Source organism: Sphingobacterium sp. B29 (assembly GCF_001952815.1).
Lineage (GTDB): Bacteria > Bacteroidota > Bacteroidia > Sphingobacteriales > Sphingobacteriaceae > Sphingobacterium > Sphingobacterium siyangense.
The window spans coordinates 4,391,894-4,412,990 of the sequence record NZ_CP019158.1 but is presented as its reverse complement, the minus strand read 5'-3'; the positions used below and the strand labels follow the sequence as shown (position 1 = coordinate 4,412,990).

General features: G+C 40.2%; 19 protein-coding genes and 1 pseudogene. 12 read left to right on the top strand and 8 right to left on the bottom strand.

Features of this window, described 5'->3' with window-relative positions:
- The first annotated feature begins 1,292 nt into the window (after positions 1–1,292).
- Positions 1,293–2,282 (top strand): BtrH N-terminal domain-containing protein, encoded by a 990-nt coding sequence (locus BV902_RS18970; protein ID WP_075993283.1) that lies wholly within the window; start codon positions 1,293–1,295, stop codon positions 2,280–2,282.
- Between the two features lie 98 nt (positions 2,283–2,380).
- Here BV902_RS18970 and BV902_RS18965 read toward each other — a convergent pair whose 3' ends face one another.
- Positions 2,381–2,581, bottom strand: coding sequence for a helix-turn-helix domain-containing protein (locus tag BV902_RS18965; RefSeq protein ID WP_075993282.1), 201 nt, complete (start codon positions 2,579–2,581; stop codon positions 2,381–2,383).
- 6 nt (positions 2,582–2,587) lie between these two features.
- Positions 2,588–3,259: a hypothetical protein gene (locus BV902_RS18960; RefSeq protein ID WP_075993281.1), complete on the bottom strand. Its 672-nt coding sequence runs from the start codon at positions 3,257–3,259 to the stop codon at positions 2,588–2,590.
- A gap of 426 nt (positions 3,260–3,685) precedes the next feature.
- On the opposite strand from BV902_RS18960, the gene BV902_RS18955 reads away from it, so the two are divergent.
- Genes BV902_RS18955 through BV902_RS18945 form a run of 3 tightly spaced genes read left to right on the top strand, consistent with a single transcriptional unit; the run spans position 3,686 to position 6,180 of the window.
- A complete protein-coding gene (locus BV902_RS18955) occupies positions 3,686–4,636 on the top strand; it encodes a hypothetical protein (RefSeq protein WP_075993280.1) in 951 nt (316 codons plus the stop codon).
- 10 nt (positions 4,637–4,646) lie between these two features.
- Positions 4,647–5,222: a dephospho-CoA kinase gene (gene coaE / locus BV902_RS18950; RefSeq protein ID WP_172840709.1), complete on the top strand. Its 576-nt coding sequence runs from the start codon at positions 4,647–4,649 to the stop codon at positions 5,220–5,222.
- A 1-nt stretch (position 5,223) separates the two neighbouring features.
- On the top strand, positions 5,224–6,180 hold the full coding sequence (locus BV902_RS18945) for an exonuclease (RefSeq protein ID WP_335682243.1): 957 nt from the start codon (positions 5,224–5,226) through the stop codon (positions 6,178–6,180).
- Positions 6,181–6,332: 152 nt separating this feature from the next.
- On the opposite strand, the gene BV902_RS18940 is transcribed toward BV902_RS18945, so the two are convergent.
- Positions 6,333–6,740: a hypothetical protein gene (locus BV902_RS18940; RefSeq protein WP_075993279.1), complete on the bottom strand. Its 408-nt coding sequence runs from the start codon at positions 6,738–6,740 to the stop codon at positions 6,333–6,335.
- Between the two features lie 238 nt (positions 6,741–6,978).
- Here BV902_RS18940 and dinB point away from each other — a divergent pair, with 238 nt between their 5' ends.
- The 8 genes from dinB to BV902_RS18905 all read left to right on the top strand — a co-directional run bounded on the left by dinB (position 6,979) and on the right by BV902_RS18905 (position 14,925).
- On the top strand, positions 6,979–7,578 hold the full coding sequence (dinB, locus tag BV902_RS28585) for a DNA polymerase IV (RefSeq protein WP_335682242.1): 600 nt from the start codon (positions 6,979–6,981) through the stop codon (positions 7,576–7,578).
- A complete protein-coding gene (locus tag BV902_RS28580) occupies positions 7,571–8,077 on the top strand; it encodes a DinB/UmuC family translesion DNA polymerase (protein WP_335682241.1) in 507 nt (168 codons plus the stop codon). The genes dinB and BV902_RS28580 overlap by 8 nt, the downstream gene beginning before the upstream one ends.
- Before the next feature lie 144 nt (positions 8,078–8,221).
- Positions 8,222–10,348, top strand: a complete 2,127-nt coding sequence (locus tag BV902_RS18930) for a S9 family peptidase (RefSeq protein WP_075993278.1) — start codon at positions 8,222–8,224, stop codon at positions 10,346–10,348.
- Between the two features lie 153 nt (positions 10,349–10,501).
- Complete coding sequence (locus tag BV902_RS18925; RefSeq protein ID WP_075993277.1) at positions 10,502–11,308, top strand: beta-carotene 15,15'-monooxygenase; 807 nt, start codon at positions 10,502–10,504, stop codon at positions 11,306–11,308.
- A gap of 15 nt (positions 11,309–11,323) precedes the next feature.
- Entirely contained in the window at positions 11,324–12,481 is a 1,158-nt protein-coding gene (locus BV902_RS18920; RefSeq protein WP_075993276.1) for a 1-deoxy-D-xylulose-5-phosphate reductoisomerase, read from the top strand.
- 16 nt (positions 12,482–12,497) lie between these two features.
- Complete coding sequence (gene rseP / locus BV902_RS18915; RefSeq protein WP_075993275.1) at positions 12,498–13,823, top strand: RIP metalloprotease RseP; 1,326 nt, start codon at positions 12,498–12,500, stop codon at positions 13,821–13,823.
- Positions 13,824–14,092: 269 nt separating this feature from the next.
- Positions 14,093–14,296, top strand: coding sequence for a YwbE family protein (locus BV902_RS18910; protein WP_046674525.1), 204 nt, complete (start codon positions 14,093–14,095; stop codon positions 14,294–14,296).
- Positions 14,297–14,547: 251 nt separating this feature from the next.
- Complete coding sequence (locus BV902_RS18905; protein ID WP_075993274.1) at positions 14,548–14,925, top strand: response regulator; 378 nt, start codon at positions 14,548–14,550, stop codon at positions 14,923–14,925.
- Positions 14,926–14,958: 33 nt separating this feature from the next.
- On the opposite strand, the gene BV902_RS18900 is transcribed toward BV902_RS18905, so the two are convergent.
- From BV902_RS18900 to BV902_RS28380, 5 genes and pseudogenes are all read right to left on the bottom strand, one after another.
- Positions 14,959–15,171 (bottom strand): DUF6965 family protein, encoded by a 213-nt coding sequence (locus BV902_RS18900; RefSeq protein ID WP_075994871.1) that lies wholly within the window; start codon positions 15,169–15,171, stop codon positions 14,959–14,961.
- 25 nt (positions 15,172–15,196) lie between these two features.
- Positions 15,197–16,663 carry an efflux transporter outer membrane subunit gene (locus BV902_RS18895; RefSeq protein ID WP_075993273.1) on the bottom strand — a complete coding sequence of 489 codons (1,467 nt, stop codon included), beginning with the start codon at positions 16,661–16,663 and terminating at the stop codon, positions 15,197–15,199.
- A complete protein-coding gene (locus BV902_RS18890; protein ID WP_075993272.1) occupies positions 16,663–19,815 on the bottom strand; it encodes an efflux RND transporter permease subunit in 3,153 nt (1,050 codons plus the stop codon). The genes BV902_RS18895 and BV902_RS18890 overlap by 1 nt, the downstream gene beginning before the upstream one ends.
- 77 nt (positions 19,816–19,892) lie before the next feature.
- On the bottom strand, positions 19,893–20,279 hold the full coding sequence (locus BV902_RS28385; RefSeq protein WP_250637944.1) for an efflux RND transporter periplasmic adaptor subunit: 387 nt from the start codon (positions 20,277–20,279) through the stop codon (positions 19,893–19,895).
- Between the two features lie 112 nt (positions 20,280–20,391).
- Positions 20,392–21,057: pseudogene (locus BV902_RS28380) on the bottom strand (efflux RND transporter periplasmic adaptor subunit); the annotation flags it as partial.
- Between the last annotated feature and the right edge of the window lie 40 nt (positions 21,058–21,097).

The following is a 21,097-nucleotide window of genomic DNA, read 5'->3' as shown; positions in this document are numbered from 1 at the left end:
TTCAGTAAAACATTTGTTGGTCAGGATGATTTTTGGTGTAGTATTATTACTTTACTATAATAATAGATTTTACTTCTTTTGAGATTAGTGTTTTAATTGAATCAGATTTGTTAATTAGTTTAAAATTCAGTTTCTCATTTTTAGCGAGTGTATCTATCAAATTGAAATTATTTAAACTGTAAAAATTATTATTGTAGAGTATCAAAGTTTTATTGTTTTTGTGTTTGTATAAGCTATTGAGAATATATTGAGATTCTTTTTTATTCTCTAACATAGCCATATCATTTTTCTGTTGACTATATAATCTGCTAAAGAACAGTAAACAAAATAATATTGAAAGATAGATTAGTTTGAACTTTTTCATAATTTATTAAATTTAATTTTTCGGAACCTTTGCAAAAGCCTCATTTGGGCCAGGGCAAATATTTAAAAGACTTTGTGTTGTATAATCTGCGGGGAAAAATAGTTCTACTCCTTCTTCATTACGAATTAATGTCCCCCAAACAAAGCATCTTCCGTTCCAGCCATACAAACCTGTTGATGTTGTGATCGGAGATTTAGCAGTTTTATTTATGGCGGAAGAAGTTTTACCAATAGATTTTAAATAAGTATAGCCATATATAATTTGGCTGCTTTTTGAATCTTTATATTCTCTTTTGATGATATTTTCTGTTTTTGGAACCCAGACGCCATTTTTTAAGTAAAGCGTTTCTTTAATTGCTCCATTTAAAAATGTTAATTCAACACTTCTTAATGATTCTGCTTTTTTACTGAGAGAATTTTAATCTTTTTTTCATAATTTATTATATATATGGTTACTTAAATATATAGAAAAACTTATTTTTTTATGTTTTTTTTCTCTAATTTTTTTTATAAAAGATCCTGGAAGAGCGCATTCAATAATCTTTAGAATCCACGATTATCTGATATACTATTATATTGCAAAACTTGATGTAGTCGTAATTTAGTGTTCAGATTACAAGTGTATTATATTTTCATCTCAATAAGGCTAATTTTTACGCAACTTGATTAAGTATGCATCATGGATATATTTTGATGTTTTGTTTTCCGCAGTTAATGGCTGGGAAGAGACTGATGAATATTATCTTAATCTAATTTTTCCGCCCGTGACAAACCGAAAATTATGAAACTTATTGATGACGCTGAATAGTTACTACAATTTCTAATCTTAATGGGATAAATTTATTCAATACAAGCCTACAGAAAGCGGATTTCTTTATTGTTGACATCTAGTTGTCAATCGAGCTTCTAATTTTGTGAAAAAGAATGCTATGAAAAATCTTAGACCATTTGATGGGCAGCATTGTGAAACAACGGCAACAGGTACATTACTGGCCCATATAGGCATTGAGCTTTCGGAGCCGATGCTTTTTGGACTAGGGGAAGGGCTCAGTTTTATCTACTGGAAAATGAAAACCATGGACTTTCCATTTTTGGGCGGACGAATAAAACCAGATCTCCTGACGCAGCATATCTGCAAAAATCTCGGTCTAAACCTCAGCGTTCATGAAACTTCTTCAAAAGTAAAAGCTTGGCGGGCTGTACAACAGCTCTTGGATAGGGGGCAACCAGTAGGCTTAAAACTCGACGCCTATCATCTGGAGTATTTTGCAAACCCCTTTCATTTCGCGGGTCATTATGTAGCTATTTATGGCTATGACCATGATAATGCCTATCTGGTGGATACGCGGCAGCAGGGTGGAAGCGCGCGTACATCCATTGCGAGTTTGGCGCTAGCTAGGGCTAAGAAGGGGCCTATGGCGTCTAAAAATCTGTATTACACGATAGCAGGTAGTGGTAGGGATTTGGAATTGAAAGAAGTGCTGATTGCTGCAATGGTCAATAATGCAAAGGAATATCTTGCACCGCCCATCAGCAACATTTCATATAAAGGAATTTTGAAGACTGCTGAGAAATTGACCAAATGGTACAAGACGAGTCATGCGATTGAAAGTGAGTTTAAAATGGCTACAAATTTGATGGAAAACGCAGGTACTGGCGGCGCCTTGTTTCAAAATCTATATCGCGACTTTATAAAAGAAAGTTATGATCTGCTCGAAATAGAGCAGATCGCTGAGGTTCATCATGAGTTTGTGCAGATTGCATTATTGTGGACATCCTTGTCGGAATTGTTTAATCAAATTGCGGAGACAATCAGTTTCGATGACGTGCAACAGGCATCGGAAATTCTCAAAACCCTTGCCACAAAAGAGAAAAATGCAATGAAGCTGTTGGTTTCATTAGAACACGGTGCCAGCTGATGCGGTTTCCTGTAAAAACAGGAGTTGCCCGTTTCTATGTTAGCTTAATTTTGAGATAAAGAGAAATTTGGCACTATACTGTTCTGTATCTTTTTGGTTTACTCGATATCAAGAATGTCTCCAGGTTTGCAGTCCAGTACTTTGCAGATGGCTTCTAAGGTTTCAAACCGGACGCCTTTAGCCTTACCTGTTTTTAAGATGGAAAGATTGACAAGGCTTAAACCGACTTTCTCCGATAATTCTGTCAAAGACATTTTACGCTTGGCTAAGACAATATCTAAATTAATTATAATGGGCATGTTTAATTAAATAAAGGATTCATTCTCCCTACTTAAGACGACACCGGATTTAAAAGCTGCGCCAAAAGCTAATAATACTAATCCAATGATTGTCTCCGTATCGAAAAGATGTGTTCCATTGTGTAACATATAGTCCGAACTATTTAAACTTAATTTTGTAATACAATTAAGGAAAAATTCCTGTGTAATCCATCTCATAACAGGCAAAAGCATTAGGCAGAATGAGCTGAAAACGATTAATGAAGCATTTTTATCCGTAAAAAATGTATTATTACTAAACGATTTAAAAAGTTTCTGAACAACGAGAATTAATAAACCAATTAGAATCCAGTAACATAACTGTGCGGTTTGATAAAGAATAGATGAGAAGGAAAGTAATTCTTTCAGGGATTGAAATCTCAACTGAACGAAGCCCTTCGCATGGTAAGGACTGATAATCAATGTGTCCTTGAACCAGTGATCCAATGTTTGAGAAACATCCTTTTGTTGATTTGCTGGGCCATCTGCGGCTTTGGGTATTATATTAACATTATAAACCCCATAAGCTTTGAGACCGCTACCTGCGACAGGTATGCCGGATGAAAATAAATTTGATGCCAAGAATAGGACATAGAATACCATTACTACGCGAGAAAGATAGTAGAGATATCGCGCTGTGTTATTAGTGGATAGTTTCATAATTGATTTTTTTTTGATTAACACAAATTTAATGAAATTTAAAATAAAACATATATTATTTAATGTTTTATTTTAAATTTTTATTGAATTATACTATTTATTCGAGCTATGGTTGTATCGGGTGCTCTTTCGATTACAGTATTTTAGTCTAGATTTGATCAAGCCATCTTTCGGTTTTGACCAAATTTTAAGTACAGCTTATTTGGATAGACGCATGCAATTGGTGTTTTTTTACTTTGGATGACCGTGTCTGCCTTTACGAACAGATCAAGTGCTCTCCTTATGAAAGATGTTCATGGATTTTTTTGGTGATAAGTGAGTTGTCGTTGGGCAGACAATTTTTTATTAGCTGATTTATACGCCTAGTGGACTAAGTTTTTATTTGCCTATGGGCTGATTTTTACGCAAATTGATTAAGTTTGTATCATGGCGAATGCAGTTCGAATAAATAAGACCCAACGGCGTAAGATTAATGTCTTCGTGCGTTGTGTTGGAATTTCGTTGTTAGCTTGGTTATTGTTTTCGATCTCCAATCAATATACTGTTTCCGTCAAGGCGGCGATTGAATATGTCAATCTTCCCGAGAAACGCGCATTTCACCCCCAGCAATCCGATACGGTAAAAGTGAAGCTGGAGATGACGGGATGGCAATTCCTGTTTTCCAAAGCTGCATTGGAAACCCCAAAGGTTCAGGTGGACCTAAGCTCGTTAAAAACCAAAGACTGGATTGTTTTTTCCAACCAATTGGGCTTTATCAACCGACAGTTTCCACACGAACAACGCGTGGTGTCAGTTAGCCCAGATACCCTGTTTTTTGATTTTTCCAAACAGACCCAGCGTAAGGTGCCTGTAAAACCCCTTGCTAATATCGGATTTAAACGCGGCTACGGTTTTATCGCTGATACCAAAGTTACACCAGCTTATGTGACAATAACCGGACCTTACGAGGATGTTTCGGCTATCGAGTATTGGGAAACGGATACCGTTCGTGGAAAGGAAGTCGAAACCGACGTTCGGACCGTGGCCAACCTGGCACGTAACCAAAAAGCGAATATCAATGTTTATCCGACTTCGGTCGAGGTGCTCATGCCTGTAGGTGAATTGACCGAGAAAATAATCGAGCTGCCCGTAAAGGTGGAGAATGGTCAACGTTATAGTTCGGTCAGGCTTAGTCCGAGCAAAGTTGTCGTCACCGTGTTGATGTCTGTCAAAGATTATAATAACTATACATCGCGTGATTTTGAGGCTGTGGTAGACCTGGCAGACTGGGAGAAGAATGAGGTGCAATATCTGCCTATTTTGCTGACCAAAGTACCTGACTATTGTAAGGTTATCAGTATTGTCCCTCAAAACGTGGACTTTTTTGTACGTAAATAACAATATTTTCATGAAGATTGGAATAACAGGCGGAATTGGATCAGGTAAGACTTTTATCTGTCAGCTTTTTAAAGCCATGGCTGTACCTGTTTATAATGCTGACGAGGAAGCCAAGAAGCTTATGAATACCGATTTGCGGATCAAAGCACGCTTGATTGCGGAGTTCGGCGAAGAGACCTATAAGGGTGGAAAGCTGGATCGGGCTTTTTTGGCTGAACAGATATTCTCCGACAAGGCGAAGCTCGAACTTGTGAACAGCATTGTACACCCCATCGTTATTCAGGCGGCAAAGGATTGGGCCGAACAGCAAAAGTCACGTTATTCACTCAAAGAGGCTGCTTTGCTTTTTGAAAGTGGGTCCTACAAGGATCTTGATTATACCATACTGGTTACTGCGCCTTTACCCATACGCGTTAAACGTGTCATGGAACGTGATGCTGTTACTGAGGAACAGGTCATGGAGCGAATTAATAAGCAACTATCTGACGAAGAAAAATTAAAATTGGCAGACTTCGTCATCATTAATGATGGAACCACTCCGCTATTACCGCAGGTGTGGACTTTGCATCAAAAGTTTCTAAAATAATATGATGTCTACACTATTGGCTGACTTCTTAGTCAGAAAGCCAGAAGGCTATTACTGCCGTTATGGTGATTTTTTTATTGATGCCAGCAATCCCGTTATGCACAATGTCGTTTCTCATGCCCATGGCGATCATGCCAGTTCAGGACACGACTATGTGTATGCCACACAGGCGACCTCACTGTTTATGACTTATCGGTATAAACAAAATCGCAAAGATTCTTATCAGGTCAAATTGTTTAATAGTCCCTTTAAAATAGGTGCGGTCGAAATCACATTTTTACCAGCAGGTCATATACTGGGTTCAGCACAGATTCTAATGGAATATCGGGGGGTACGTTACTTGTACACCGGCGATTATAAATTACAAACTGATGATACCTGTGAACCGATCGAGCTGCAGCAGGCCGATGTCCTCATTACGGAAAGTACCTTTGCAAATCCCGAGATTATCCATCCCGATCCGGCGGAGGAGATAAAAAAACTTGATGGACATGCCAGTAATATCTTATTAGGTACTTATGTGTTGGGCAAGGCGCAGCGAATTACTGATTTGATCAACAGGTACTGCCCGGATCGAAAAGTGCTTGTGCATAGTGGAATATTGCCCTACCATCGCCTTTATGATCAACACGGGCTGAAGAAGTTAGACTATGAGCCCTACAACAGAAAAGAAATGAAACAGGGCGAACAGAACAAAGTGTACTTGGTACCGCCGATGACCTTCAATAGTTATTTTAGGGCGACCAAAGTATTACGCGCATTTGCCTCAGGCTGGAAACGTTTACAGGCACAGAATGATATCGAGCTGTATATTTCTGATCATGTGGACTGGAATGACATTCTTCAGTACATTAAAATGGTAAATCCCAAAGAAGTTTGGACACTACACGGTGACGGCAGCATTTTAAAACGTTATTTTAACGAAAAATTGATCGTCCGGGATGTGCTTTCTGCATAAATAGGCCTTTTCGAAAAATCTTCTATCGGAAACGCAAATGCGGCGGACAATAAGCAGCTCATGGAAGGGCACCCCTACAATAGCGTGCTGATGTAGTTTAACTTATTTAAACGGAACTTCGATAACTCCGCTGGTAAACACGGCGGAGTTCGCTATTTCATATTGACAATTTTGTCAACGATATAAACCGTGTTTCCACGCCAGGGAAGCACACCATGGTATTCTTTGTAGCGAAGATCGAAGTATTTTCCACTATTGAGCTCCAATTGACGGAATATAGAATCATCTTCAATGGAAAATTCAAATTGATTGCTGGCGATACCACCCGTTTTGATACTTCCAAATCCCTCCTGAATGAGCTTGCCTTCGTAGGTCTTGAAAATATTGCCCTTTTTTACAGCATAATTAAGATAGCCAGATTTTACGCCTTCACCGAATACGTAGTAATACTTCCAGTAAACGTAGGAACCGGCCCCCACAAGGAGGAAAAGGATCAGCAGGAGTAAGAACTTCTTAAATCCGGATTTTTTCGGTTTTTGTTCGGGTAAATTTTCCATCATGTGTGCTAATTAAAACCATTTCATGCAGTGCCTAGGACTATGCGCCGGAACGATGATTTTTCTGTCCAACGGATAGGTTCACCTAAAGATAAATAATTAACAGCATAATGACGAATGCATTATACCTAGATTAACGCTTGGCGAGCCTAGTGATTGTCGTTTTTTGCTGTGTTGCTAATTCTATTAGTTATTTTTTGGTTTTCTTAGTCTATAATGCTAATTTTTGTAAATTTGGATCATGGATTCCGAACAGGTACATCGCAAGATTATTCATTTGGATATGGATGCATTTTATGCCTCTGTAGATCAGCGTGATTTTCCCGAATATCGGGGAAAAGCGATTGCAGTAGGTGGTTCCCCGGATGGGAGGGGAGTAGTTGCAACGGCCAGTTACGAAGCGCGAAAGTTTGGTGTCAAATCTGCTATGAGCTCCCGAAAGGCTCTTCAGTTGTGCCCCCATATTATCTTTACCTATCCTCGCTTTGATGTTTATCGTCAGGTTTCCTACCAAATTCGGGAGATTTTTCTCCGTTATACGGATTTAATCGAGCCGCTTTCCCTGGATGAAGCTTTTTTGGATGTGACCATAGACAAACAGGGTATTGGTTCGGCTATTGATATCGCCAAAGCCATTAAAGAGGCTATCCAAGAAGAGTTGAATCTGACCGTCTCTGCTGGTGTTTCCGTCAATAAATTTGTTGCAAAGATTGCTTCGGATATGGACAAGCCCAACGGCTTAACATTTATAGGCCCTTCGAAAATTGTCAAGTTCATGGAGTCATTGCCCGTGGATAAGTTTTTTGGCGTAGGTAAGGTGACCGCAAAAAAAAATGCATGAACTGGGGCTGTTTACCGGACTCGATTTAAAAAAACAGCGTGAAGAGGACCTCGTACGTTGGTTTGGAAAGACTGGGCACTTTTTTTACCGTATCGTACGCGGGATCGACGACCGTCCTGTTGTCCCCAATCGCAGCAGTAAATCGGTCGGGATTGAGGATACGTTTGGCGAGGATGTAGAAGCATTTGAAGAATTAAATACCATTTTGCAACGGCTCTGCAAACAGTTGTGGACACGCATCGGGAAAAAGGAAATCTCTGGAAGAACCTTAACCATAAAAATTAAATATGCCGATTTCGTTCAGTTGACACGGAGTATAACCTTAGAAAATAGTTTTGATTCGGAAGACAAAATTTACGCCACCGCCCATAGTTTGTTGAGCAAGGTTGAGCTGGTGAACAAAGTGAGGTTGCTGGGGGTTTCGATATCAAATTTTGTGGAAGAAGCTGATTTTCCAAAGGAAGGTATACAGCTTGCACTTTTCGAGCAGCGTCCTTAGCAAGGAATCATCTGGTTTAATCAAGTCTTTGGCAAGCCGTTTGGTACGCGCAATCTGAATTAAGCTTGTTACAGGCAAAATCGTCGTTATTTGCCACAATTCTTTATCTTAGCCAAAATAATTAATAAACATATCCAAAAATTAATGAATACGGTATCAAGAGTACTCTTAGGTGCGTCTATCGTTTTTTTAGTGCATGAGGTTGGTTTTGCACAAAAGAAATTGGATTTTGCACAGTCCTGGGGGCAAAAGCCATCGTTGACAGTTCGTACGAATCAGTATCCTGGCTGGGCAGACGGGACAGCTTATCTGGAAAATGATGTAAATGATGGTCGTTTATATCAGGTTAACATTAAATCAGGTCACAGAAGCATTTATACAGTTCCCGCTAAAGAAGGGACGGTTGTCTATGTCGAAAACAATGATATCTTCCTGAAAAGTACAGATGGTGTAGCCAAGAAGTTGACAAACTCTCCTGATGTTGCGGAACAGAATCCGACCTTATCGCCGGATGGTAAATATGTTGCCTTTACCCGCAAAAGCAATTTGTATAGCGTGGACGTGACTTCGGGAAAGGAAATGCAGTATACAAATGATGGTACCGACGTTATTTACAATGGTTGGTCATCTTGGGTATATTACGAGGAAATTCTTGGGCGTCCAACAAAATACAAAGCTTTTTGGTGGTCTCCGGACAGCCGTAAAATCGCCTTCATGCGTTTCGATGATACCAAGGTTCCTATGTTTCCGATTTATTCGTCCAAAGGCCAGCATGGCTACCTGGAGGAGACAAGATACCCCAAAGCTGGAGACCCAAATCCGGAAGTGAAGGTGGGTATCGTTCATCTCGATGGGGGGAACGTTACCTGGGCTGATTTCAACGAAAAAGATGATCAGTATTTTGGGCAGCCTTACTGGGCCTTTGATAGCAAAAATGTGATGGTGCAGTGGATGAACAGGGATCAGAACAATTTGAAGTTTTATCAAGTGGATCCGAATTCTGGCTCGAAAAAAGAAATCTACGACGAGCGTCAGGCTTCATGGATCAATTTGGATCACGATGAGCGTATCACCTATCTTGCGGACAACAAATATTATATCTTAAAATCGGATAAGACGGGCTGGGCGCATTACTACCTCTATAAATTGGATGGAACATTGGTCAATCCAATTACTTCAGGCGAATGGCAGGTAACCGAATTAAAACGGATTGATGAAAAAAATAAGGTGATCTATTTTACCGCACGTAAAGAAAATTCGGCACGTTTTGATTTGTACCGCGTGGATTATTCGGGTAAAAACTTAAAACGTCTGACTTTCGGTGAATACTCACACGATGTCAATGTATCGCCTGATGGCAAGTATTTTATTACCAAATACTCCAATGTGAGTACACCCGATCGGTTTGCTTTGTTGGATAACCAAGGTAAAGTCGTCCGTCAGTTAGCAGATAGTAAAGCGGCTGATTTTGATTCGTATACGTATGGTAAAACCGAATACTTACATCTTAAATCAGATGATGGTTTGTTCGATCTTCCCTTAACAATTACTTATCCGACAAATTTCGATAAATCAAAAGTTTATCCTGTTGTTTTCAGTATCTATGGTGGTCCTGATGCTGGAACGGTAAAAGATACCTGGAAAGGAACGAATAATCAATATTGGGCTAATGAAGGAATTATTCAAGTCTCTGCCGATCACCGGGCATCTGGTCATTTTGGTAAACAAGGTGTTGCTTATATGCACCGCAATCTTGGTCACTGGGAGATTATTGATTATTCAACGATTGTCAAATGGTTAAAATCGCAACCTTGGGTAGCTAAAAACAAAGTGCTTATCACCGGGCATAGCTACGGAGGTTATATGACTTGTTTGGCGATGACGAAGGCCGCAGATGTATTTGATTTCGGTATTGCGGGTGCGCCTGTTACCTCCTGGGATCTGTACGATAGTCATTATACGGAAAGATGGATGGATACGCCTCAAGACAATCCTGAAGGTTATAAAGCTGGTTCTGTGTTAACCTATGCAAATAACTATAAAGGCGTTTTGCGTATTATGCATGGCGATATGGATGATAATGTTCATTTACAGAATACAATCCAACTTGTTGATAAATTGACAGATCGAAGTGTTCCTTTTGAGTTGATGATCTATCCGGGAAGCCGTCATGGATTTGACCGTTCGAAAAGTAAATATGATTCTAATGAGCGTGCACGTTTCTACTACCAATACTTATTGGAGAAGCCGCTTCCCAAAGAATTTAAATAGGCATAGTTCGATATACCCTATAAAATCCCCTGTCCATTCGGATAGGGGATTTTTTTTATGTTAAATATTATAAAAAAAATGAATTTTATGGGAGTGTAAATTGTTGAAAATTAAAAAATATGGCATCTTTGTAGAAGTTTATTCAAAGAAAAAATGATTCAATTCCTAAAGGAAAGTACTTTTGCTGTTAATGAGGTTTTTAATAAGTCATGGGAGTTGCTGAAAAGACATTATTTTTCAGTGGCAGGGCTTTGTTTTTTACTGTTCGTGACCTCCGGACTCTCTAATTATCTCGCGACTACCATCAGTGATTTCAATGTGGTGTTGAGTGGTTTCATGGCGTTTTTTTTCATGGTGATGTATTTCGGATTGAATATGACTTTATTTAAGTATATCTTAAGTCTGATAGATGGAAATCATGATAAGAAACTGATTCAATGTATTCCCAGCTCAAAGGAGCTTGCCTATTTTTTTGGTGCCATGTTAAGTATAATGGTGCTCTCCATAGCACTCCTGATGATTTTAGGAGCCGTTTCTTTACCATTCCTTTATCTATTTGAAAATGGTGACAATCGGATGGAGCTGATGAGTAACTTTACGATGTTTGTTGTTTTTATCGCGGCAATATTGACTTTCATCTTGATTATTAGAGTGGCATTTTATCCATTTTTCATTATCGATAAACACGCGGGCACATTGAGGTCATTACGCTTCAGTTTTGCACTGACGAAGGGCAATGTATTTAAACTATTATTGATTTTGGCTGTATTTGCTTTTTTTCAGTTATTGCAGATGTATTTTAATTATTTAGAATATTACATAATTTTTATTATTTTGAACCTCGTGAGTTCTTTCTTGGTGGTACCTTTGGCTAGTATTGTTGTTTCGGTCGCTTACCGATCCATGATGGCGGATTACCATGGGGGAGAGGATCCAAAGATTTTAAATAATATATTTTAATTAATAGCAAAGGTTTTGAGTAAAAAAGGAATTGCCATTTTAGGGGCAACGGGAAGTATAGGTACACAAGCCTTGGATGTGATTCGAGCCTTTCCTACTAAATTTAAAGCAATCGTTCTGACCTGTGGTAGCAATGCCACATTGTTGGTTAAACAGGCCTTGGAGTTTAAGCCCAAAGCGGTTGTTGTAACAGATTCCCTTCAGTACAGTTATGTGCAGGATGCTTTAAAAGGACATGATATTGCTGTTCTTTTGGGAGAAGCAGGACTGGTTGAAGTGGTGCAGTACGAAGAAGTAGATGTTGTTTTGAATGCGATCGTTGGATCTGCGGGATTAAAACCCACTGTTAAAGCAATTCAGTCAAAGAAAGATATTGCGCTGGCCAATAAGGAGACGCTGGTTGTCGCCGGTAAGCTGATTATGGCTTTAGTGAAAGAATATGGTGTACGCATGCTTCCTGTAGATTCGGAGCATTCGGCGATCTTCCAGTGTTTGGCTGGCGAGGAGCATAATCCAATCGAGAAAATATATATCACAGCTTCCGGAGGACCCTTTCGTGGTAAAAAGAGAGCCGATCTTCTCGCAGTGACTAAGGCTGAAGCCTTGAAACATCCCAACTGGTCGATGGGTGCCAAAATTACGATTGACTCGGCGTCCTTGATGAATAAAGGGCTAGAAGTGATTGAGGCAAAATGGCTCTTCAATCTGTCAATAGATCAGGTCGATGTGATTGTACATCCCCAATCTATTGTACATTCGCTGGTCCAATTTCAGGATGGTTCCATGAAGGCCCAAATGGGGGTTCCTGATATGAAATTGCCGATCCAGTATGCACTGACCTATCCGGCACGTTTTGAAAACAGTTTTGAGCGATTTAATTTCATGGACTATCCAACGCTCAGTTTTGAAAAAGCAGACATGGAAACTTTTCGGAATTTGGCACTTGCCTATGAGAGCCTTCGTGCCGGCGGAAATAGAAGCTGTGTATTAAATGCAGCCAATGAAGTTGTTGTGGATGCCTTCCTGAAAGATCAAGTCGGGTTTTTGGAAATGAGTGATATTATTGAACAGACATTAGGTAAAGTAGAATTCATTGCGACACCGACGCTGGATGATTATCTGGAGACGGATCGTGTCGCAAGATTAATAACAAAGGAAATAATCAAAGATTAAATTTTAAAAAGCATACATGGGTGTTTTAATTATGGTCGGACAAGTGATTTTAGGCTTGTCAATTTTAATTGTTCTACATGAGTTAGGACATTTCTTAGCAGCACGTGCATTTGGTATCAAGGTGGAAAAATTTTATCTGTTCTTTGATGCCTGGGGAGTGAAATTATTTAAATTCAATTATAAAGGATGTGAATATGGTATTGGCTGGTTGCCTTTAGGTGGTTATGTCAAGATTGCGGGTATGATCGATGAATCGATGGATACTGAGCAATTAAAGGGTGAGCCACAACCTTGGGAATTTAGATCAAAACCAGCTTGGCAACGTTTAATCGTTATGCTTGGGGGGATTATTGTCAATATTGTCGTCGGCGTTGTTGTCTTTTGGATGCTGACTTTTAAAATGGGCAATACAGATATCAAAATGGATCAGCTGGTAAATGGTATTGTTCCGGGATCCATTGGTGAATCCATCGGTTTGAAAGCTGGTGATAAAGTGATTTCAATAGACGGTCACCGTATCGAAAATTACTCGGAGTTGATCAGTTCTAAAGTATTGATGGGCGGAGTGGCACTTACAGTTGAGCGCAATGGTGCAACAACAGAAGTAAAAGTTCCAGCGGATTTATTGAACACGCTTTCTGATAAGAAAGGTGAGAAGTTTATTGAACCTCGTGTTAAAACAACAAGTGTTGCTGAAGTATCACCTGGATCGGCAGCAAGTAAAATGGGTTTTGTGAAAGGCGATAGCATTATTGCGGTGAATGGGGTACAGGTTCCTTTCTTCGACGAGTTTAAAGCACAAATAAAAGCGAATATCAATAAAGCTGTAGCGATTAAAGTTTTACGCAAAGGAACTGAAGTTTCATTGCAAGGGAATGTTCCTGCGGATGCCATGCTGGGAATAGGCATTAACCGTGATTATTCCATCAAATCTTTTACAACGCAATATAGCTTAATGGAGGCATTTCCAATCGGCGCTAAAAAAGCATTTACGGTGATTACCGACAACGCCAAAGGATTTGGCAAAATTTTCAAAGGCGAGGTACGTGCTGATAAAGCATTATCTGGCCCAATTGGAATTGCGACCTTGTTCGGTACAGAAGTGGATTGGATCCGTTTTTGGTCCTTAGTAGGGATGTTGTCTATGGCATTGGCATTTATGAACCTATTGCCTATTCCAGCTTTGGATGGCGGTCACGTATTGTTCTTGTTGGTTGAAATGATACAAGGCAAGCCATTGAGCGAAAAATTCCTGGAGAAAGCACAAATGGTCGGTTTCTTTATTTTATTGGCTTTAATGGTCTTTATATTCGGAAACGATATTTTTAAGCTATTTAAATAAATTCAATTGGTCAAACAGCCAATATGCTGATGACCTACATACCATAAAAAAAGGCTTAAAGCCAATCATGGTCGGAAGAAATTCCGACCATTTTTATGGTAGTTAGGTATTGAATAAAATAGCCTGCAGTTCGGTTTATAACATTCATCTACGCTATTGGCTTTCATTTGCTTTCATTGTACCTGTTCCAAAATACGAGACGAAGGTTTTTCTAACAATAAATTGTTTATTTATATTGCATTTAAAAAACAATTTTTCTAAGTTTGACCATGGATGGAAGAAATAGAGCAGATGTAAAGCCAGGCATGTTGGTGAATATAATCTTAAAAAAGGACCAACGTACAGGAAATTTAACAGAAGGCATTGTGAAAGACTTGCTGACATCATCCTCATATCATTCGAGGGGAATTAAAGTCAGGTTGACGGATGGCCAAGTAGGAAGAGTGGCTGAAATTATTGAAGATGATTTTTAAGGTATAGGCTACCGATCTTTATTTCTCTTTACTTAATCTTTTCTAACGATATTGACACGGAGAGATTTACTACCTATGATGTTCTTATTGTATAAATCAAACTAAAAGCTTGTTGGATTGTTAATACTGAACATTTTGAAATAAAATTTGTATAATAACATAATTATTGCTAACTTTTTTCTGTATTTTTTATTTTATTACATATTTATATAATATTATTTTTATAATTATTAAAATGATAGCTTTTTCAAATGGATACCAAAAGTAAATGTACGGTTGTCTACGCAGATGATGCGCTGATTCATCATGTGTTGATGCGAGCTATGGCTCAATCTCATTTATTGGATTTGGTTTATTGTGCTTCCAATGGTAGGGATTTAATCGACTACCTCGATGAAAACGAGCACGAACTTCCTGAAATATGTATATTAGATCTGCATATGCCTGTATTAAACGGGATAGAAACGGCAAAAATCTTACGGGAGCGGTTTCCCGCTATTCGAATATTTGGGCTGACATCAAGTAGTGATGAGAATGAACGGATGGAATTGTTGGACGCTGGCGCAGAAGAGATTTTTTCGAAAGAGCAGATGCCGCTATTAATGAAGCAACTTGCCCCCAAAGCATAGAAAAATAGTTATAAAGAAAAAGCCTAACGGATGTTAGGCTTTTTCTTTATTTTCTAAAGCATCCTTAAATTTTAAAAGTCTAATCCAGGATGGACATTTGCTTAGATCTTTTTTCCATAATCCAACATGGATAAAACTTGTGCTCAAGAAACGTTGTACGTCGAAGACCTGCATGTCCTGCTGTATTTCTAGCGAATCAGGCAAGTCTTTGGATTGAAAATAGTGTTGTAATTCTTCCGGAGTCATACCACAAAAATAGGGTTTTAAATCCTTATCTCCAACCTCCACCGAGTGCCCGGTACAGATCCACAAATGCATCTAAATGCTGTTGCCTTAACTCGACCAGATCGAGGTCACTGTTTAAGGCATTGCTTTGCGCTGTAATCACCTCTAAATATGTAGCGTAACCACTTTTAAAGAGTAAACCCGCATTTTTGACGGCAAGATGTGCATTATCGACTCTTTCTTTGGCCAAAGACAATTGCTCCCGTTGCTTGTCGACCGTGACCACTGCATTAGAGACTTCGGCTACGGCTTCGACGACCTTTTGTTGCAATTGGATTTCGGCTTTATCACGTTCCAATTTAGCTACCTCATACTGTGTTTTCAAGGTTTTGTTTTTGAAAATAGGTGTGGTCAAATTCCCGGTTATTCCACCGAGCAATGCCCCGGGTATATTGAACCAATTTTTGGGGAGCATACTATTTACCCCCAATACGCCGCCTACGGTCAATGAAGGATAACGCATGGCCTGTTGGATATTGGCATTTGCATTGGCAGCCATCAATTGAAATTCAGATGATCGGATATCTGGTCTATTGCGCACAATTTCGATTGGGGAACCTAAGGAGATGTCTTTGCTTTCAGCGAAGAGATGCTCGTAAGAAGTGCCTCTTTTGATGCTATCGGGTAATTTTCCGGTCAGTGTCTGTAGCGCATTTTCCTGGATGACAATTTCCTTTTCGATTTCGGGAACGAGGGAGGCCGCCAATAGGCGCTGTGATTGTGTTTGTTGGATCGCCAAGGCCGTGATCTCACCCGCTTCATATTGGAGCTTGATCATACGCAGCGTACTGTCGTTTAACTGAACGTTGCGTTTAGCAACCTCGATCTTGGCATCGAGCATCAAGAGATTGAAGTAACCTTTTGCGACAGCAGTTATGATAGAGGTCTGTATCGCATTTTTTGCCTCCTGTGTATCCAAATATTCGGCTAATAGCTGCTCCTGTTTGCTACCTATTTTCTTCCAGATATCTATTTCCCAGCTAAAATTAATATCGGAACCAAACATAGATTGATAGACAAACATATTTTGCGGTGCCTTTTCACCTTTATGATCGTAATATTTGGTCAGGGGACCGCTGCCAAAGTCTTTCGATCGCCAGGTGCGGTTTCCATTAGCAATTGTCGCATTTACACTCGGCAGATAATTGGCTTTGTTCTGGGCCAAAACTCGGGTTGAAATCTGCAGGTTGAGCAATGCTGTCTTCATCTCAAAATTATTCGCTAAGGCAGAATCAATCAATAGTTTCAAGGTAGGGTCGTGAAAGAAGGATTTCCAATGGATCAGTCCCATACTGGAGGTGTCTCCGAAGTAATCCAACGTATCGCCACGAAAGTTTTCGGGAAGTTTGAGTTTGGGCTGCACATAATCTTTGCCGATCTTACAGGCATTCATCAGACCTAAGAGACTAATGATGATCGATATTCCCGAAAGGTATTTTTTTATGTTTTTCATTATTCTTCCTCTTCTTTAGCTAGTTTATCATGTAGTTTTTCATCCAGGCTTTTGAATACGACAAAGAGTACAGGGATGATAAAGATGCCGAAGGCTACACCAAAGAGCATGCCGCCGGCAGCGCTGAAACTGATCGAATGGTTACCGATCGCCGACGGGCCCACCGTCCACATCAAGGGCACCAGGCCAGCAACAAAGGCTAAACTGGTCATCAAGATTGGCCGTAATCTCAGTTTGGAGCCGCTAATGGCTGCTTCGACGATACTTTTTCCGTTTTTACGCTCCTGAACGGCAAATTCTACGATCAGAATTGCGTTTTTGGCCAATAAGCCAATGAGCATAATAAGCCCCACCTGCACGTAGATGTTGTTTTGAAGTCCTACAAGGTTGATCACGGAAAATACGCCGATGAGTCCCACAGGTATAGACAGTAATACTGCCCAAGGAAGAATGTAGCTTTCATATTGAGCGGAAAGCAGGAAGTAGACGAATAGGATACTAAGAGCAAAAATCAAGATCGTCTGTGAGCCGGATTGACTTTCTTCATAGCTCATGCCCGTCCATTCAAAACCATAATTACCCGGAAGTTTGTTGTCGGCCAATTTTTGGATAGCCTGCATCGCGTCATCTGTACTATAGCCTTCCGCGGGTGTAATATTTACCGCAATTGCATTGTATAGATTGTAACGCGTAATGGTTTCTGGACCCACCGTCTTTTCTAAGGTCAATATGGTGTTAATAGGCACCATTTCGCCTTTACTGTTACGCACAAAAATTGAATTGAAGGATTCGGGATCTTTGCGGAAGTCGAAATCTGATTGGACATAAACACGGTATTGGCGACCAAACCGATTAAAATCGCTCGCCTGTACACGCGCAAAATAAGATCGGATTGTGGACATGAGGTCTTTGATCTCAACTCCCAGGGATTTTGCCTTTACGGCATCGATATTTACTTCATACTGAGGGAAGTTTGATTTAAAACTTGTGTAAGCACTTCGTATTTCCGGTAAGGTATTGAGTTGGTTAATAAAGGTATCTGCAATGGTGTTAAAATCCCGAATGTCACCACCCATTCGATCCTGAAGAACCATTTCAATTCCGGCAAAATCTCCAAAGCCCTGTACGGTAGGGCGGGGGAATACTGTAAACGTTGCTTCATTAATCTGGGATAGATCATTTCTGATGGTATCCATAAATGCATTGATATTTTTGATGTGCTCGCGTTTGGCATGTGGTTTTAAGGTGATATAACCAGCGGCAAATGCCGGGCTTGAGCTTCCGTCCAGGGCATTAAAACCAGAAACTGTTGTCATTCCATTGATGTCCTGTCTTTTCTTTAAAATACTATCGGCACGATGAAGAACCTCAGTTGTTCGGCTCAATGAAGCGCCGGGAGGAAGAGCAATGTTGTATGTGATAAATCCATCATCCTCTGTCGGAATAAAACTTTTGGGTGTTTTAATCATAAACACAACGCCAAGTGCTGTAATTAAAATTAAGCCTGCCCAGGCTATTTTCTTATTCTTGATCAGTATTTCTACAATCGAGACATAACGGGCGGTCAGTCGATCAAAAGAGGTATTGAATGCTTTAAAGAAGCGATCTTTAAATTGATTGATTTTGCCGTTTTTTTGATTGGTATGCTGTTGCGGGGCTTTCAGGAGTAGCGCACATAAGGCTGGGCTTAAGGTCAAAGCATTGAGTGCTGAAATCAGAATCGCTGTTGCAAGGGTATAAGCAAACTGGCGATAAAAGATACCTGCTGGCCCTTCCATAAATCCCACAGGCAAAAATACAGCGGCCATGACCATGGTTATGGACAGGATCGCTCCCGTAATTTCGGACATCGTCGATAATGTAGCGGCTCTGGGTTTCATTCCTGTGCTGTGCATTTTTTCGTGGATGGCCTCGACGACTACAATCGCGTCATCCACTACGATTCCAATAGCCAACACCAGGGCAAACATCGTGAGGACATTGAGCGAAAATCCAAAAAGCTGCAGAAAAAAGAAGGTTCCCACCAATGAAACGGGGATTGCAATTGCAGGGATCAAGGTGGATCTAAAATCTTGCAGGAAGATAAAGACAATAATAAATACCAGGATAAAGGCTTCAAAAAGGGTGTGCTCAACCTGGTTGATCGATTCATCGATCTGGTCACGTACCGAGTAGGTCACCTCGTAGTGTATGCCTTTTGGAAATGTTTTGGATTGTTCTTCGAGAACCTTTCTGACGGCAATATCAATATCATGGGCGTTGGAACCACTGGTTTGTGTTAAGTTGAGTGTAAGACCGGGATGTCCATTTACCTTATTGTCGCTGCTTAGATTTGTAGCACCGAATTCGACGCGTGCCACATCTTTTAAATAGAGCACTGAACCGTCGGTGTTGGTTTTGATCACAATACTCTGGAATTCCTCCGGTGTGGTGAAACGCCCTTTATGACGGATCACTGTTTCGAAAGCTTCATCTGAGGTTTCTCCAAATTTACCGGGGGCAATCTCAAAGTTTTGATCTTTTATGGCGTTGGTCACATCTTGTGGGACGAGGTTATACAGGGCTAGTTTTTCGGGGTTCAACCAAAGTCGCATCGCATAATCCCGTGCTCCCAGACGGGAAACCTGGGCTACGCCATCAACACGCAGCAAAGGCCGCATCAGGTTAATCTGTGCATAAGCCTGGAGAAAGGTTTCGTCGTAGGCACTATCCTGGTGATCAGAGTAGAGATTGATGGTCATAATGACACCCGTTTGCCGCGGCATGACTGTGATTCCAGCCTCATTTACTTCTGCGGGAATGGAACTGATTGCTTTGGAAATCCGTGTCTGTACGTTGACCGAGGCAATATCAGGATTGGTACCTGTCTTAAAATAGACCGACACACTTCCCGATCCTGAATTGGAGGCAGATGACTTGATATAGGTCATATCCTCTACACCATTGATGGCTTCTTCGATAGGTAGTAAAACGCTTTTTGCTACAGTCTCGGCATTAGCTCCCGGATAACTTAGTGAAACAAGCACACTTGGTGGTGCAATTTCTGGAAAGCGCGAGACAGGCAGAAGTTTTAGCCCCACTAAGCCTAAGATTACCAGGATAATGGAAACCACCGTGGCTAATACAGGCCTATTTATAAATGTTTTTAGCATATATATGGAATTTTAAACACGCTACATGAAGTGTACAGTATGCCGGACACCTTGTAGCATGTAAAAATGATAGATAATTATTTCTGTAAAATCGGGGTTACTGGTGAACCGTCGGTCAATTTGTCAAATCCACTGGTAATAACGCGATCGTTTTCCTGTAGTCCTGAGTAGACGATATAATTGTTTTTACTTTTACCTGTCAGTTGGATATTTCGTTTTTGTGCTTTGTTGTTTTGGTCCAGTATATACACGAAGGTTTTATCCTGCAATTCATTGACTGCAATCTGGGGGATTTGAAGAACGTCTTTTTTAACCTCTGCAATTTTAAGCGTACCACTACTTCCGGACCGAAGTATATTGTCGTGATTTTGAAATGTCGCACGCAAGGAGATCGCACCTGTAGTACGGTTGATCTGGCCATTGACGGCATCCACTATACCTTTTTTTTGCGTATTCTTCACCATCTGCAAGGACGAGCGTAACTTCGGGGAATACAAGCTTCTGATTCTGGTTGTATTTTTTTCCTTCCAAACTATCTTTTTTTGCCTGTGCTTTGGAAAAATAAAGAAAGTCAGATTCATTCATGGAGAAATAAACATAGACTTCCTGGATGTCTGAAAGATAGGTGAGGGGTTCTTTATCTCCTTTTGATACCAAATTTCCAATGCGTTTTGGAATCCGGCCAATATAACCGCTTACCGGAGCGGTGATCACTGTAAAATCCTTGCTGATCTGAGCCGAACGTACGGCAGCGATGGCTTGATCCAGTGTTGCCTTGGCTACCTGATAGTCTGATTTGGCCGATGCCAGTCTGACATCGGAGATAACGTCGTTTTGAACCAGTGGTTTCAGTCTGTCGACTTCGAGCTGTGCATTTTTAAGTTTGGCTCTGGCGACCTGCTCTGTAGCAACCATGTTATTGAGGTTTTCCTGATAGGTAGAGGGGTCTACTTTGAACAGTTTCTGGCCTTTTTGTACAAAAGAACCTTCATCAACATAAATTTCCTGCAGCAGACCTTCGACCTGCGGGCGAACTTCGACATTGACTTTACCTTCAATAGTCCCTAAATAATCCTTGATGGTGATCGCATCTGATTTAGTGACGGTATAAACGGGTAAGGCTACGGCTTTTTCACTGGTTTTATTTTCTTTTGAAGAACTTGAAGAACAACTTACCTGCGTGGCTAAGGCTGAACAAATCAATACGGATACTTTGAAAATAGATAATGTTTTTTTCTTCACAATGTTTGATTAATTTTTACGATATATATGTAGTGTAATA

Bases quoted from the DNA above. Each gene is read 5' to 3' on its own strand.
- dinB (WP_335682242.1), top strand. From the start codon at position 6,979: ATGGATTCCGAACAGGTACATCGCAAGATTATTCATTTGGATATGGAT.
- BV902_RS18910 (WP_046674525.1), top strand. From the start codon at position 14,093: ATGGATGGAAGAAATAGAGCAGATGTAAAGCCAGGCATGTTGGTGAAT.
- BV902_RS18945 (WP_335682243.1), top strand. From the start codon at position 5,224: ATGATGTCTACACTATTGGCTGACTTCTTAGTCAGAAAGCCAGAAGGC.
- BV902_RS18930 (WP_075993278.1), top strand. From the start codon at position 8,222: ATGAATACGGTATCAAGAGTACTCTTAGGTGCGTCTATCGTTTTTTTA.
- BV902_RS18955 (WP_075993280.1), top strand. From the start codon at position 3,686: ATGGCGAATGCAGTTCGAATAAATAAGACCCAACGGCGTAAGATTAAT.
- BV902_RS18895 (WP_075993273.1), bottom strand. From the start codon at position 16,663: ATGAAAAACATAAAAAAATACCTTTCGGGAATATCGATCATCATTAGT.
- BV902_RS18905 (WP_075993274.1), top strand. From the start codon at position 14,548: ATGGATACCAAAAGTAAATGTACGGTTGTCTACGCAGATGATGCGCTG.
- rseP (WP_075993275.1), top strand. From the start codon at position 12,498: ATGGGTGTTTTAATTATGGTCGGACAAGTGATTTTAGGCTTGTCAATT.
- BV902_RS28580 (WP_335682241.1), top strand. From the start codon at position 7,571: ATGCATGAACTGGGGCTGTTTACCGGACTCGATTTAAAAAAACAGCGT.
- BV902_RS18925 (WP_075993277.1), top strand. From the start codon at position 10,502: ATGATTCAATTCCTAAAGGAAAGTACTTTTGCTGTTAATGAGGTTTTT.
- BV902_RS18890 (WP_075993272.1), bottom strand. From the start codon at position 19,815: ATGCTAAAAACATTTATAAATAGGCCTGTATTAGCCACGGTGGTTTCC.
- BV902_RS18900 (WP_075994871.1), bottom strand. From the start codon at position 15,171: ATGACTCCGGAAGAATTACAACACTATTTTCAATCCAAAGACTTGCCT.
- BV902_RS18965 (WP_075993282.1), bottom strand. From the start codon at position 2,581: ATGCCCATTATAATTAATTTAGATATTGTCTTAGCCAAGCGTAAAATG.
- BV902_RS28385 (WP_250637944.1), bottom strand. From the start codon at position 20,279: ATGGTGAAGAATACGCAAAAAAAAGGTATAGTGGATGCCGTCAATGGC.
- BV902_RS18970 (WP_075993283.1), top strand. From the start codon at position 1,293: ATGAAAAATCTTAGACCATTTGATGGGCAGCATTGTGAAACAACGGCA.
- BV902_RS18940 (WP_075993279.1), bottom strand. From the start codon at position 6,740: ATGATGGAAAATTTACCCGAACAAAAACCGAAAAAATCCGGATTTAAG.
- coaE (WP_172840709.1), top strand. From the start codon at position 4,647: ATGAAGATTGGAATAACAGGCGGAATTGGATCAGGTAAGACTTTTATC.
- BV902_RS18960 (WP_075993281.1), bottom strand. From the start codon at position 3,259: ATGAAACTATCCACTAATAACACAGCGCGATATCTCTACTATCTTTCT.